General features: G+C 63.8%; 11 protein-coding genes. 2 read left to right on the forward strand and 9 right to left on the reverse strand.

Going from position 1 to position 13792, the window contains the following annotated elements; genetic code table 11:
* Nucleotides 1-284: 284 nt before the first annotated feature.
* Nucleotides 285-1640, reverse strand: coding sequence for a site-specific integrase (locus tag HWX76_RS33970; RefSeq protein ID WP_176016993.1), 1356 nt, complete (start codon nucleotides 1638-1640; stop codon nucleotides 285-287).
* Nucleotides 1641-2065: 425 nt separating this feature from the next.
* Between HWX76_RS33970 and HWX76_RS33975 the strand changes: the two genes are divergently transcribed.
* Nucleotides 2066-2500 carry a hypothetical protein gene (locus tag HWX76_RS33975; RefSeq protein ID WP_050015246.1) on the forward strand — a complete coding sequence of 145 codons (435 nt, stop codon included), beginning with the start codon at nucleotides 2066-2068 and terminating at the stop codon, nucleotides 2498-2500.
* Nucleotides 2501-2623: 123 nt separating this feature from the next.
* On the opposite strand, the gene ppx is transcribed toward HWX76_RS33975, so the two are convergent.
* Complete coding sequence (gene ppx / locus HWX76_RS33980; protein WP_050015227.1) at nucleotides 2624-4138, reverse strand: exopolyphosphatase; 1515 nt, start codon at nucleotides 4136-4138, stop codon at nucleotides 2624-2626.
* Between the two features lie 279 nt (nucleotides 4139-4417).
* Here ppx and ppk1 point away from each other — a divergent pair, with 279 nt between their 5' ends.
* Nucleotides 4418-6481 carry a polyphosphate kinase 1 gene (gene ppk1 / locus HWX76_RS33985; protein WP_176016994.1) on the forward strand — a complete coding sequence of 688 codons (2064 nt, stop codon included), beginning with the start codon at nucleotides 4418-4420 and terminating at the stop codon, nucleotides 6479-6481.
* Between the two features lie 91 nt (nucleotides 6482-6572).
* Here the strand turns inward: ppk1 and phoR are convergent, their stop codons facing one another.
* The 7 genes from phoR to pstS form a co-directional block, all read right to left on the reverse strand.
* Complete coding sequence (gene phoR / locus HWX76_RS33990) at nucleotides 6573-7892, reverse strand: phosphate regulon sensor histidine kinase PhoR (RefSeq protein WP_124557400.1); 1320 nt, start codon at nucleotides 7890-7892, stop codon at nucleotides 6573-6575.
* 56 nt (nucleotides 7893-7948) lie between these two features.
* The gene (gene phoB / locus HWX76_RS33995; protein WP_006750313.1) at nucleotides 7949-8650 is read right to left on the reverse strand and encodes a phosphate regulon transcriptional regulator PhoB; all 702 of its coding nucleotides are present in this window, start codon (nucleotides 8648-8650) and stop codon (nucleotides 7949-7951) included.
* A gap of 29 nt (nucleotides 8651-8679) precedes the next feature.
* Nucleotides 8680-9384: a phosphate signaling complex protein PhoU gene (gene phoU / locus HWX76_RS34000; protein WP_006476334.1), complete on the reverse strand. Its 705-nt coding sequence runs from the start codon at nucleotides 9382-9384 to the stop codon at nucleotides 8680-8682.
* Nucleotides 9385-9402: 18 nt separating this feature from the next.
* The gene (pstB, locus tag HWX76_RS34005; RefSeq protein WP_124630005.1) at nucleotides 9403-10251 is read right to left on the reverse strand and encodes a phosphate ABC transporter ATP-binding protein PstB; all 849 of its coding nucleotides are present in this window, start codon (nucleotides 10249-10251) and stop codon (nucleotides 9403-9405) included.
* A 15-nt stretch (nucleotides 10252-10266) separates the two neighbouring features.
* Nucleotides 10267-11160 carry a phosphate ABC transporter permease PstA gene (gene pstA / locus HWX76_RS34010; RefSeq protein ID WP_050015219.1) on the reverse strand — a complete coding sequence of 298 codons (894 nt, stop codon included), beginning with the start codon at nucleotides 11158-11160 and terminating at the stop codon, nucleotides 10267-10269.
* Nucleotides 11157-12143 carry a phosphate ABC transporter permease PstC gene (gene pstC / locus HWX76_RS34015; RefSeq protein WP_050015217.1) on the reverse strand — a complete coding sequence of 329 codons (987 nt, stop codon included), beginning with the start codon at nucleotides 12141-12143 and terminating at the stop codon, nucleotides 11157-11159. Before pstC ends, pstA begins: the two co-directional genes overlap by 4 nt.
* Before the next feature lie 94 nt (nucleotides 12144-12237).
* Nucleotides 12238-13272, reverse strand: a complete 1035-nt coding sequence (gene pstS, locus HWX76_RS34020; protein WP_176016995.1) for a phosphate ABC transporter substrate-binding protein PstS — start codon at nucleotides 13270-13272, stop codon at nucleotides 12238-12240.
* Between the last annotated feature and the right edge of the window lie 520 nt (nucleotides 13273-13792).

Below are 13792 nucleotides of genomic sequence, written 5' to 3' on the forward strand. Positions count from 1 at the left end.
GCCGCACAAATACGAGGCTGACATGTGAGCGCGTCTGGGCGCTTATGGTGCTGCACACCTGCGAGCGTGACTTCGCAAAGACAGGTGGTGATAAAGGGCTTCCGAGGCCTGGAATACTTTGCCCGACCCGATTCCCAAACTGCAGGGTTCTCAACATCGGTCGTATCCACGGACGACCGCGTTAGGCAGATTTAGGACTGTATCATTTTTCGGGTACGGGCAATCCTGCCAGAACCCGACCGCCATATGTTGTGTTGATCAGGATTCGAATTAGAATTGGGGCACTATGCCGAAGCCGTGGCGCGCTCAGTTAGCGCTTCAAGGTGCTGTCCCAAGACGTCCCACGCATGCGCCATTTCATCGGCATAGTCGTGCTGCAAATAGACACGATCAAGTTTGTCCGCCCGGGCGTGGTTGAGGCATCGATGCACGATACTCTCCGCGATGCCGAGACTCTGCATCAACGTTCCGCAGGTTCGCCGCAAATCGTGGCACTTCCATTGCCCGCCTTCGAGCAGCAATGCATTCGTCTGCTCGGTTCGGCCAGGCAACGGCCTACGATTCGGGCGCTGCCGATCTGCCAACGCTTTCCCGACAGTCTGGTTGTTCAGCGCAGCACGGTGGTTCCGGCTCGACGGAAATACAAATTCGCTGCGCAGTTCTTCCGGAAGCCTTCCCCGCCAATTCCACAACGCAGCAAAATGTGAACGCGTGAAATCGGACATTCGCACATTGTGCGCAACGCCAGACTTCGCGTTTTCGGCAGGGATGAACCACGATTTGTTATCGAGGTCGACCTGCTTCCAGCAGGCGGCAACGGTTTCTCCCACACGTGTCCCTGTAGACAACATTATCCAGATCGCTGCCCGGATCACGAGCGATAGTTCGGCGTTCGGAATAATTTGGGCAAGCTTACGGATTTCGGCCTCGCTCAACACTCGGTCACGCTCGTTGTCGCGCACCGGGTCGTAGCCACCGCTCACGATGTCTTCGGCGCGGATAGCCAAAATGTCGCTACTTGCCAGGAGGCGCTTCCACGGCTGATTCTGATCGCCCCAGCGAAACATCTGCTTCAGGTCAACGAGTAAAGCCGTGGCCTGTCTGTTCGCGCCGCGATCCGAGATTCGCGTAAGGATCGGCCGCACGTCTGTCGCGTACAACTGGACCAGTGGTCTACCGCCAATTTCGCCGAGGACGAATTTTTCGAACGTTCGGGCAATCTCACTGCCACCGTCTTTTCGTCCGCGCTTGCCGCGTTTCGTGGCGATTGTTGGAAACCATGCGTCGTACAAATCTTGCACGGTTTTGGCTTCCGACTGCTCTTGCTCGCGTTGGAGGCGGTGCGCTTCGAGATCGTCTCTAACTTTCTGCTGATGATCGACGCCACTCCGCGCCAGAGCGCGAATGGCAGCGGCTTCATGCCTTGCATCAGCAAGTGACAGGTAAGCGGCATCAGTATTTGACCCGTAGCGACGGGGCAGCGTTACGGTTGTTTCCTTGCCGTCGACCGTGTACTTGACCTGCCAGCTCTTCGTACCGTCCGTTGCGACGCGAACCCGTAGACCATCGCCGTCCGAAAGACAGTACGCCCTATCCTTTCCTTTTGCCGACTCTATTGCCCTAACTGTAAGCTTACCCATGCCCCGGTGATCTATCGTCGTTACGTTACCGCCATGTTACCGGATTTCGCTCGAATTCCACCGCGCTTAACGGGACAAAATCGAACATCAAAACCGCTGATCATATTGAAATTAAACGGATTTTTTGTTTGTCGCGGACGTTACGGGACCAATCCGGACCACACGAGAAGTGATTTGGGATCAGAGGGTCGTAGGTTCGAATCCTATCGCTCCGACCAAGGAATCAAGGGGTTACATGCCAAAAGCGTGTAACCCCTTTTCCGTTTACGGGTGATTTTTACGAGCCCTTGAATCGCCCACTCGTTTTCACGGCTAGCTGCAATGCAGCCAACCACGAACCACCCGCCACGCCTGCGCATCTCCCACCTCGCGCACGGAACTTGCTGGAACACGCGATAATACGTGTGAACAACCTGCAACCGCGCATGAAAAACAACATTCTCAAGCCAGCCCTCTGCGCGTCGCTGCTCGTGCTCGCCACCGCCGGCCCTGCGTCGGCGAAAGCGCTCGACGACGCGCTCGATTGCCATTCGACCGGCCACAAGTTCGTCGCGCCGCTGCTCGCGGCCGGCGACATCCAGTCGGAGCCGATGCACGTCGAATCGAATTCGGTCAATGCGTTCCGCACGAACCGCGCGCTGACGGCGTACGGCTTCGGCGTCTACGTCGTGCTCGGCTACCAGGCGAGCGACCCGATCTTCCGTCCGGGCGACGGCAAGCCGATCGGCGACTGGGCGTACGGTGTCGTCGTGCGCGGCACGAAGAGCGCGGTCGAGGAAGCCGTGCGCAAGGCCGGCAGCGACGCAACCGTCAAACAGGCGTTCCCGTTCCTGACCGCGATTGTCTGCTCGTCGGATTGAGCGGACCGTCAGCACCCGCGCTGCGCGGCCGCTGACGATCGTACGGGGGGCGACGCCTAGCGAGTGCCACCATCGAAGTATCCGCCGGGCCCGAGTCACCCTCCCGGCCCCGCTATCGCCCTGTCACGCGCCGGTATAAACCACGCGATACGGGATACCGACCTTCTCCCACTCCGCCGCCTCCTGACTGAGGCTGTAGTCGGTCAGCGGGTTCTGCTCGACCCAGGCGCTCGGCAGACGCACCTCGTACCCGCCCTTCTTCATCTGCGAAACGGAAATATCGGGCAGCCCCGCATCGGTCCGGCGCCGGCACAGTAGCGCCGCGAGCCGCAGGCAGAACAGCAGCGGCCACTCGACCTCGCGCGCCTGCGACAGCTTGCCGAGCTTGCCCGCATGGCCGAGCACGAGCGCGGCGAGCCGCGCCTGGTCGGTGCGCGAGAAACCCGGCATGTCCGCGTTGCTCGCGATATAGGCCGAATGCTTGTGATACGCGCTGTGCGAGATCGACAGGCCGATTTCGTGCAACGCGGCCGCCCAGCCGAGAAACATCCGCCCTTCCTCGCGCGCTTCCTCGTCGTCTTCCTCGAGCTCGTCGTAGAAACGCACCGCGAGCGCGCCGATCCGCCCGGCCTGCGCACGATCGACGCCGTAGCGGCGCGTGAAACCCTCGACGGTCACCGCGCGCATGTCCTCGTGCTGCGTCCGGCCGAGCAAGTCGTACAGCACGCCGAGGCGCAGCGCGCCGTCGGTCGTATCGACGTAGTCGACACCCAGCTCCTCGAACACCGCCAGCATGATCGCGAGGCCGCCCGCGAGCACCGGCACGCGGTCGGGCTTCAGCGCGATCAGCTTCAGCCGGTTGACGTTCTCCGACTTGATCAGCGCACGCTTCAACCGCTCGAGGCCGCCGCGCGAAATGCCGTGCGTGATGCCCGGATCGTTGAAGCCGTTCGCCTCGACGAGCTCCGCGAGCGCGCGCGCGGTGCCGGACGAACCGATCGCCTGGTCCCAGCCGGCCTTCTTGTATTCGCTCGAAATGATCTGGATCTCGCGCTTGGCCGCGAGCTCGGCCTGCCGCATCGTGTATTCGTCGACGTTGCCGGCCGGGAAGAAGGTGCGGCTATGGCTCACGCAGCCGATATAGAGGCTCTCCATCACGATCGGCGTGTAGTGCGAGCCGATGATGAATTCGGTCGAGCCGCCGCCGATGTCGACAACGAGCCGCTTGCCGGCGCTCGCCGGCACCGAGTGCGCGGCGCCCGCATAGATGAGGCGCGCCTCTTCGCGGCCCGCGATCACTTCGATCGGGAACCCGAGCGCCGCCTCGGCCTCGCCGAGGAATTCGGGGGCGTTCTTCGCGACGCGCAGCGTGTTGGTCGCCACCGCGCGCACATGATCGGGATGGAAGTCGCGCAGGCGCTCGCCGAACCGCTTGAGCGCCTCCCAGCCACGCTCCTGCGACGCGCGATCGAGCATCTTGTCGCTCGACAGCCCCGCCGCCAGCCGAACCGGCTCGCGCAGCGCGTCGACGGGATAGATCTGGCTGCCCGCCGGCGTTTCCTCGACGCGCCCGACGATCAGCCGGAAGCTGTTCGAGCCGAGATCCACGGCAGCCAGCAAGTGGGGAGTTGTAACCATCAGAAGGGGGCTCCGTGCGCGTTCTTTCGCGGCAGCCGTGCCGGCAACCGCGGGCGATCAATCAAAGGCGACATTTTAAGCGTGGAACGCTTGCCGTTGCCACGCTTCACGGGCATGCACACTGCTTCATTCCATATAGCCGAAACATTTATGCGACGAAAGGGTTCGGGCGTAGAATTTCCCGATATAAAACCATGATTGTCATCAGCACGTCATCGTACCGTGAGAGTTTCCGAGCGTCCTTTCGAATCATCGCCTGAATCATCCCCTACTCTGCCGATGTCCGTCCGTTACCCGCTTCTCAATCGTGAACTCGGCATCCTCGGTTTCAACGAGCGCGTGCTGGCCCAGGCGGCCGACCCGCAAGTCCCGTTGCTCGAGCGCCTGCGCTTCATCTGCATCACCAGCAGCAACCTCGACGAATTCTTCGAAGTCCGGATGGCCGGCCTGCAGGAGCAGATCCGCGACAACCCCGGCGCGCTGACGCCCGACGGCATGTCGTTGCAGCACGCGTACGATCTCGTCGTCGAACGCGCGCAGCGGCTCGTGCATCGACAGTACACGATGCTGCACGAAACCGTGCTGCCGGCGCTCGAACAGGAAGGCATCTACTTCCATGCGAGCGACACGTGGAACGACGAGCAGCTCGAATGGGCGCGACGCTACTTCCTCGACGAACTGCTGCCCGTGCTGACGCCGATCGGCCTCGATCCGGCCCACCCATTCCCGCGCGTGCTGAACAAGAGCCTGAACTTCGTCGTCGAGCTCGAAGGCCGCGACGCGTTCGGCCGCCAGGCCGTGATGGGGATCGTGCAGGCGCCGCGTGCACTGCCGCGCGTGGTGCGCATGCCGCATGCGCTGTCGGGTTTCGAGCACGGCTTCGTGCTGTTGAGCTCGTTCATGCAGCGCTTCGTCGGCGAACTCTTCCCGCAACTCGTCGTGAAGAGCTGCAACCAGTTCCGCATCACGCGCAACAGCGAGCTGTTCGTCGACGAAGACGAAATCACCAACCTGCGTGTCGCGCTGCAGGGCGAGTTGCCCGCGCGCCACCTCGGCAACGCGGTACGCCTCGAAGTGTCGGCCGACACGCCGCTGCACATCGTGCGGCGTCTGCTCGAGGAAAGCGAACTCGGCGACAAGGACTGCTATCGCGTGGCCGGCTCCGTGAACCTCGTGCGGCTGATGCAGATTCCCGATCTCGTCGATCGCCCCGACCTGAAGTTCGCGCCGTTCACCGCGTCGACGCCGGCGGCCATCGCCAACGCGCCGACGATGTTCGACGCGATCGACGCCGGCGACATCCTGCTGCACCACCCGTACGAGAGCTTCCAGCCCGTGCTCGAACTGCTGCAGCAGGCCGCGAAAGACCCGAGCGTCGTCGCGATCAAACAGACGATCTACCGCACCGGCACCGACTCGCCGCTGATGGACGCGCTGATGGAAGCCGCGCGCAACGGCAAGGAAGTAACCGTCGTCGTCGAGCTGCTCGCGCGCTTCGACGAGGAAACCAACATCAACTGGGCGTCGCAGCTCGAAGCCGTCGGCGCGCATGTCGTGTACGGCGTGGTCGGCCACAAGTGCCACGCGAAGATGATGCTGATCGTGCGGCGCGTCGTGCAGGCGGGCAAGGCTGCGCTGCGCCGCTACGTGCACCTCGGCACCGGCAACTACCATCCGCGCACCGCGCGCCTCTACACCGACTTCGGACTGATGACGGCCGACCAGAAGATCTGCGAGGACGTGCATCACGTGTTCCAGCAACTGACCGGCATCGGCGGCGAACTGACGCTGCACGAGCTGTGGCAGTCGCCGTTCACGCTGCATCCGCGCATCATCGATTCGATCCGCGCGGAGATCGACAATGCGCAGGCCGGCAAGCGCGCGCGCATCGTCGCGAAAATGAACGCGCTGCTGGAGCCGTCGGTGATCGCCGCGCTGTACGAAGCGTCGCAGGCCGGCGTCAAGGTCGACCTGATCGTGCGCGGCGTCTGCGCGCTGAAGCCCGGCGTGCCGGGGCTGTCGGACAACATCACGGTGCGCTCGATCGTCGGCCGCTTCCTCGAACATCACCGAATCTACTATTTCCACGCGGGCGGCGCCGAGGACGTCTATCTGTCGAGCGCCGACTGGATGGACCGCAACCTGTTCCGCCGGGTCGAAGTCGCGTTCCCGATCCGCGAGCGCAAGCTCAAGCGGCGCGTGATCGCCGAAGGGCTGTCGGTGTGCCTCGGCGACAACCAGTCGGCGTGGCAGATGCACAGCGACGGCCATTATCGCCGTCGTCGCGCGGGCAAGACGATCCGCAACGCGCAACTCGGGCTGCTCGCGAAGTTCTGTTCGTGAGCCGTCGGTGCGATGCGGGCGACGTACCGCATCGCGATGAAAAAAGCAGCCCGCGGGCTGCTTTTTTTTCGAACACCGAACCGCTACGCGATCATGCTTCGTAAGCGGCCGGCCGGATCGCGATGATGCGCGAGCCCGGGAACCGCGCGGTGAACGTACTGCCGCGCCCTTCCTCGCTCTGCACGTACAGATGCGCATCGTGCCGCTGCAGCACGTGCTTGACGATCGCGAGCCCGAGGCCCGTGCCGCCGGTGTCGCGCGACCGGCTGCGATCGACACGGTAGAAGCGCTCGGTGAGCCGTGGCAGATCGGCGGCCGGAATCCCGAAGCCGCTGTCCGTGACGGAAAACACGCCCTGTGCGCCCTCGCGCCGCCACGACACGACGATCTTGCCGCCGTCCGGCGTATAGCGGATCGCGTTCGTGACGAGATTCGCGAACGCGCTGAACAACTCCGTCTGCGCACCGGTGACGCCGAGCGTCTCGTCGATCGAGAACGCGATGTCGTGATGCCCGTTCGACAGCGTGTGCGCATCTTCCTTCAGATGGTCGAACACCGCACGCATGTCGATCGCGTGATCGACCGGCGGCTTGCTCTCGCCTTCCAGCTTCGCGAGCACCAGCAGGTCGGTCACGATGTGCCGCATCCGCGACGCCTGCTGCTCCATCATGTCGAGATAGCGCGCGCGGTCCTCCTCGTTCAGCGGCAGCTCGCGCATCGTCTCGAGGAAGCCCGACAGCACGGTGAGCGGCGTCTTCAGCTCGTGCGACACGTTCGCGACGAAGTCGCGCCGCATCGCGTCGGTGCGCTCGAGCTCGGTGATGTCCTGCGTGAGCAGCAGCTTGCGGTTCTCGCCGTACGGAAACACCTGCACGGCCAGCACGTTCTGCCGCGAGTCGCCCATGCCGCGCATCAGCAGCGTGTCCTCGTAATGCTGCGCATTGAGGTAGCGGACGAAATCGGGATGACGCACCAGGTTCGTGATGTGCTGGCGCAGGTCGCGCTTCGCATCGAGGCCGAAATGGACTTCGGCGATCGCGTTGCACCACTCGATCTGGTCGTGGTCGTCGAGCATCGCGACGCCGTTCGGCGAGGCCTGGATCGCCTGGATGAAACGCGAATGCTGCTGCTCGACCTGTCGCACCTGCGCATGCCACTGCTTCGCGAGCTTGTGCAGCCGATAGTAGATCTCGCCCCAGATGCCCGGCGCGCTCGGCACTTCGCCGTAGACGGGCGCATCGAGCAGGCGCCACAGACGCTGCGTATGGAAGGTGCTGAAAAAGCCCTGCGCGACCAGCATCACGACCACGAACACAAGGCCCGCGGTCGGGCCGGCGAACACGCCGACCAGCACGCCGATCAGCACGAGCAGCACGAGCGACACCAGGAAGCGCGCCCAGATGATGTTCATGATTCAGCGTCCGAAAGAAGGAGCGGCAGCCGCGGCACGCGGCATGCCCGAATACGTTACGCGTGCTTGGCGAGGCGGTAGCCGCTGCCGCGCACGGTTTCGATCATCGCATCGCAGCCGGCCGGTTTCAAGGCCGCGCGCAATCGTTTGATGTGCACGTCGACGGTGCGCTCCTCGACGAACACGTGGTCGCCCCACACCTGGTCGAGCAGTTGCGTGCGGCTGTGCACGCGCTCCGGATGCGTCATGAAGAAATGCAGCAGGCGAAACTCGGTCGGGCCGAGATCGAGCTTGATCTCGCTGCCGTCCCCGTGTGCGGCGACGCGATGCGTGGCCGGGTCGAGGCGCAGCCCGTTGATCGACACGACGTCCTCGGTCAGCTGCGGCGCGCGGCGGCGCAGCACCGCCTTGATGCGCGCCATCAGTTCCTTCGGCGAGAACGGCTTCGTCACGTAGTCGTCCGCGCCGATTTCGAGGCCGAGCACCTTGTCCTGCTCGTCGCCGCGCGCGGTGAGCATGATGATCGGGATGTGCTTGGTCCGTTCGTTGTTGCGCAGGTCGCGCGCGAACGCGATGCCGGACTTGCCCGGCAGCATCCAGTCGAGCAGCACGAGATCGGGCAGCACGTCGCTGATCAGGTTCTGCGCCTGTTCGGCGTTGTACGCGCGGATCGGGCAGTGACCGGCGTGCTGGAGATTCACCGAGATCAGTTCGGAAATCGCGGGCTCATCTTCAACGACGAGAATGTTGCTGGGCATCGGCACCTCTGTTCTTCCTATGGAGTCGATTAACTGTTGGCTTCGCGATCGAGCGTGTCGCGCGGCTGGTGCCGCACGTCGGTGCCCTTCACGATGTAGATGATGAATTCGGCGATGTTCTTCGCGTGGTCGCCGATCCGTTCGATCGCCTTCGCGATGAAGAGATAATCGAGGCCCACCGAGATCGTGCGCGGATCTTCCTGCATGTACGACACGAGCTTGCGCACGAACGCGCGGAATTCCATGTCGATTTCCTTGTCGTCCTTGACGATCTGCGCGGCAGCCACCGTGTCGAGGCGCGCGAACGCGTCGAGCGCGCGGCGCAGGATCGTCACGGCCATCTCGCCCGACACCTTGATCTCGGCGATGTTGACCGCGCGTGCGGCCGGCTCGTCGACCAGGCGGCGCACACGCTTGGCGATCTTCTCGGCTTCGTCGCCGGCGCGCTCGAGGTTCGTAATCGTTTTCGAAATCGACATCAAAAGACGCAGGTCGCGCGCGGCAGGCTGCCTCCGCGCGATGATGTTGCCGCATTCCTGGTCGATGTCCACTTCCATCGCGTTCAGCGTTTCCTCGGCCGCGATCACCTTCTCGGCCGTATCGCGATCGAACTCGTTCAGCGCGCGCATCGCGCCGACGATCTGCGATTCGACGAGTCCGCCCATTTCCAGCACTTTCGACGACACGGCATTCAGGTCCGCGTCGAACTGGCTCGACAGATGTTTATCCGACATGGTTGTTGTTCTCCGTCATCAGCCGAAGCGGCCGGTGATGTAGTCTTCCGTTTCCTTGCGCACCGGCTTGATGAAGATCTTTTCGGTGTCGCCGAACTCGATCAGCTCGCCCAGGTACATGTAGGCCGTGTAATCCGAGCAGCGTGCGGCCTGCTGCATGTTGTGCGTGACGATCACGACCGTGTAGTCGCTCTTCAGCTCCGCGATCAGCTCTTCGATGCGGCCCGTCGAGATCGGGTCGAGCGCCGAGCACGGTTCGTCGAGCAGCAGCACTTCCGGACGGATCGCGATGCCGCGCGCGATGCACAGACGCTGCTGCTGGCCGCCCGACAGCCCGTAGCCGCTCTGGCCCAGCTTGTCCTTCACTTCGTTCCACAGCGCGGCCTTCGTGAGCGCCCACTCGACACGGTCGTCCATTTCCGAGCGCGTGAGCCTTTCGAACATCTTCACGCCGAACGCGATGTTGTCGTAGATCGACATCGGGAACGGGGTCGGCTTCTGGAACACCATGCCGATCCGCGCGCGCAGCAGCGAGATGTCGCGCTTCGTCGTCAGCAGGTTCTCGCCGTCCATCAGGATTTCGCCTTCGGCGCGCTGCTCCGGATAGAGCGCGAACATCTTGTTGAACGTGCGCAGCAGCGTCGACTTGCCGCAGCCCGACGGGCCGATGAACGCCGTCACCTTCCCTTCGGGAATGCGCAGGTTGATGTTCTTCAGCGCGTGGAACTTGTTGTAGAAGAAATTGAGGTTGTTGACCTCGATCTTCGCGTTCAGCGGCGCGAGCGGACGGCCGTGCGCCGCGTCTTGCGTGCCGGCGGGCGCAGCGGTGCGCTCGACGGGATTCAGGTGGCTTTCTGCCATATTCATCGGATTGCTCCGCCGTTACTTTTTCGAGAAGATCGAGCGCGCCAGGACGTTCAGTCCGAGCACCCCGAGCGTAATCAGGAACACGCCCGCCCATGCGAGCGACTGCCATTCCGCGAACGGGCTCATCGCGAACTTGTAGATCGTGACCGGCAGGTTCGCCATCGGCTGGCTCATGTCGACCGAGAAGAACTGGTTCGACAGCGCGGTAAACAGCAGCGGCGCCGTTTCGCCGGCGATCCGCGCGACCGCGAGCAGCACGCCCGTCACGATCCCGCCGACCGACGCGCGCAGCGTGATCTTCAGCACCATGCGCCACTTCGGCGTGCCGAGCGCGACGGCCGCTTCGCGCAGCGCGTTCGGCACGAGCTTCAGCATGTTCTCGGTCGTGCGGATCACGATCGGGATCTGCAGCAGCGCCAGCGCGATCACGCCGGCCCAACCGGAGAAGCGCCCCGACTTCGCGACGACGATCGCGTACACGAACAGGCCGATCACGATCGACGGCGCGGACAGCAGGATGTCGTTGATGAAGCGGATCGTGCTCGCCAGCAGGTTCTTCTGCCCGTATTCGGCGAGATAGACGCCCGCGAGGATGCCGATCGGCGTGCCGACCAGCGTGCCGAAGCCGCACAGCAGCAGGCTGCCGACGATCGCGTTCGCGAGACCGCCGCCTTCCGTGTTCGGCGCCGGCGTCGATTCGGTGAACAGTTGCAGCGACAGGCCGCCGACGCCGAGGTGCACCGTCGTGTAGAGAATCCACACGAGCCACAGCAGGCCGAAGGCCATCGCGCCGAGCGACGCGGTGAGCGCGATCGCGTTGACGACCTTGCGCTTGCGCTGCAGGCGGTTGCGCATCGCGTCGAGCGCGGCGCCGCTCGGCCCCGGGAAATTCATGATGGGCTCGCTCATTTCTTGCCCTCTCCCTTCTCGAGACGAAGCAGCAGCAGTTTGGAGATGGACAGCACGATGAACGTGATCACGAACAGGATCAGGCCGAGCTCCATCAGCGCGGACGTGTGCAGGCCCGGCTGCGCTTCCGCGAATTCGTTCGCGAGCGCCGACGTGATGCTGTTGCCCGGCGCGAACAGCGACACGCTGTCGAGCAGGTTCGTGTTGCCGATCACGAAGGTCACGGCCATCGTTTCGCCGAGCGCGCGGCCGAGGCCGAGCATCACGCCGCCGATCACGCCGGTCTTCGTATAGGGCAGCACGACCTTCCACATCACTTCCCAGGTCGTGCAGCCGATCCCGTATGCCGATTCCTTCAGCAGCACCGGCGTGACCTCGAACACGTCGCGCATCACCGACGCGATGTACGGGATGATCATGATCGCGAGAATCACGCCGGCCGCGAGGATGCCGATGCCGATCGGCGCGCCGGACGTCAGCGGGCCGAGCACCCACACGTCCTTGAGCAGCCGGCCGATGGGCTTCTGGAAGTATTCGGCGAAGATCGGCGCGAACACGAGCAGCCCCCACATGCCGTACACGATCGACGGAATCGCGGCGAGCAGCTCGATCGCGATGCCGAGCGGACGGCGCAGCCACACGGGCGCGAGCTCGGTGAGGAACAGCGCGATGCCGAAACTGACCGGCACCGCGATGACGAGTGCAATGATCGACGTCACGATCGTGCCGTAGATCGGCACGAGTGCGCCGTAGATGTCCGAGTTGGGATCCCACTCGGATTGCCACAGGAAGCCGAGGCCGAACTTCTGGATGGTCGGCAGCGACGCAATGATCAGGGAAATGATGATCCCGCCGAGCAGCAGCAGGGTCACTATCGCGGCGAGCCGCGCAAGGCCGCCGAACAGGACATCCCCGAGACGGCTCGGCGCGCGCTGCTGCGCACGGTCGGGCGATCGGGAGGACGGGTATGAAATATCAGACATGGGTGCCTGCTTTTGATCGCCGGGCGCCGTGACGCCCGGCTTTACCGCACACACTGCCCGACCGGCACGGCCGGGCAGCGAACCGCTGCAATGCTTACTCGGCGGCGACCGGCTTGCCCGACGCGTCCGTCACCTTGACCTTCCACTGCTTGCGGATTTCCGCTTCCACTGCCGGCGGCAGCGAGATGTAGTCGAGGCTGTCCGCCGCCTTCTCGCCGTTCTTGAACGCCCAGCTGAAGAACTTCAGCGTTTCCGCGCCCTGCTCCGGCTTGTCCTGCTTCGCGTGCAGCAGCACGAACGTCGCGCCGACGACCGGCCACGCGTCCTTGCCCGGCTGGTTCGTCAGGATCTGGTAGAACGACTTCGACCAGTTCGCGCCGGCTGCAGCGGCCTTGAACGTTTCCGTCTTCGGCTCGACCACCGTGCCCGTCGAATTCTTCAGCGCAGTGTAGGTCATGTTGTTCTTCTTCGCGTACGCCCACTCGACGTAGCCGATCGCGCCCGGCAGGCGCTGCACGAAGGCCGCGACGCCGTCGTTGCCCTTGCCGCCCGTGCCCGTCGGCCAGTTGACCGTCGTGCCTTCGCCGATCTTCGACTTCCACTCGTCGTTGACCTTCGACAGGTAGTTCGTCCAGATGAAGCTCGTGCCCGAGCCGTCGGCGCGGCGGACCACGGCGATGTCCGTATCCGGCAGCTTGACCTTCGGGTTCAGCGCGGCGATCGCCGGGTCGTTCCACTTCTTGATCTTGCCGAGGTAGATGTCGCCGAGCACCGGGCCCGACAGCGTCAGTTCGCCGGCCTTCACGCCCGGCACGTTGACGACCGGCACCACGCCGCCGACCACCGTCGGGAACTGGAACAGGCCTTCCTTCGCGAGATCTTCGTCCTTCAGCGGCGCGTCCGAACCGGCAAAATCGACCGTCTTCGCGTTGATCTGCTTCAGGCCGCCCGACGAGCCGATGCCTTGGTAGTTGACCTTCGCGCCGCCGGACTGCTGGTAGTCGGCAGCCCATTTCGTATAGATCGGCATCGCGAACGTGCTGCCTGCGCCCGTGATGTCGGCAGCTTGAGCGGCGACGGCGAAAAGCGCGCCAGCCAGGCCGGCAATCGCGGTTTGCATCAATTTCATGAGACCTCCAGTGTGTGAGCGGATGACTACGGCACCGCGAAGGTTAGGGGCTGCTCATGACGGTAATGTGACAATCGATGAAACTGGCGTGACAGTAACATGACTGGTTGAAAGGGAATATCGGGGCGCGCGTCGGGGTGCGGGAGCGGCGCTGGCGGCAAGAATTGCCTGGCTCGAAGGGAGGGGATGAACGCCGTTTCAACGGCGTGCGAGCGCATCGTAGCGCGGCGTCGGACGGACGGGAAGCCCGGTCCGGCCGGAAGTCCGATTAGGGGTCGGATACCGGATTCGATGGAAGGGATGCGTTTATCGAGGCTCGCTTCTATTAGGTAACGCAAACCTTTGCGTCTGACAAAAACGACGGCGCCCGAGGGCGCCGCACACACATTCGTCGGGAGCCAGCGCGCGGGCGGCCGGACCGCCGCGCGCGCCCCGTTACTATCTTCACGTCCCGATAATCGGGGCTTTGGCCAGCCAGGCCCGGCATGATTCTCGCCCCCAGTCGCAGTCATGATCCGGG

Source organism: Burkholderia sp. BCC0398, assembly GCF_902833245.1.
Taxonomy (GTDB): Bacteria; Pseudomonadota; Gammaproteobacteria; order Burkholderiales; family Burkholderiaceae; genus Burkholderia; species Burkholderia sola.

Excerpts from the sequence above, each read along its gene's own strand:
- phoB (WP_006750313.1), bottom strand. The coding sequence starts at position 8,650 with ATGCCCAGCAACATTCTCGTCGTTGAAGATGAGCCCGCGATTTCCGAA.
- pstC (WP_050015217.1), bottom strand. The coding sequence starts at position 12,143 with ATGTCTGATATTTCATACCCGTCCTCCCGATCGCCCGACCGTGCGCAG.
- HWX76_RS33970 (WP_176016993.1), bottom strand. The coding sequence starts at position 1,640 with ATGGGTAAGCTTACAGTTAGGGCAATAGAGTCGGCAAAAGGAAAGGAT.
- pstS (WP_176016995.1), bottom strand. The coding sequence starts at position 13,272 with ATGAAATTGATGCAAACCGCGATTGCCGGCCTGGCTGGCGCGCTTTTC.
- HWX76_RS33975 (WP_050015246.1), top strand. The coding sequence starts at position 2,066 with ATGAAAAACAACATTCTCAAGCCAGCCCTCTGCGCGTCGCTGCTCGTG.
- ppx (WP_050015227.1), bottom strand. The coding sequence starts at position 4,138 with ATGGTTACAACTCCCCACTTGCTGGCTGCCGTGGATCTCGGCTCGAAC.
- pstB (WP_124630005.1), bottom strand. The coding sequence starts at position 10,251 with ATGAATATGGCAGAAAGCCACCTGAATCCCGTCGAGCGCACCGCTGCG.
- ppk1 (WP_176016994.1), top strand. The coding sequence starts at position 4,418 with ATGTCCGTCCGTTACCCGCTTCTCAATCGTGAACTCGGCATCCTCGGT.
- phoR (WP_124557400.1), bottom strand. The coding sequence starts at position 7,892 with ATGAACATCATCTGGGCGCGCTTCCTGGTGTCGCTCGTGCTGCTCGTG.
- pstA (WP_050015219.1), bottom strand. The coding sequence starts at position 11,160 with ATGAGCGAGCCCATCATGAATTTCCCGGGGCCGAGCGGCGCCGCGCTC.
- phoU (WP_006476334.1), bottom strand. The coding sequence starts at position 9,384 with ATGTCGGATAAACATCTGTCGAGCCAGTTCGACGCGGACCTGAATGCC.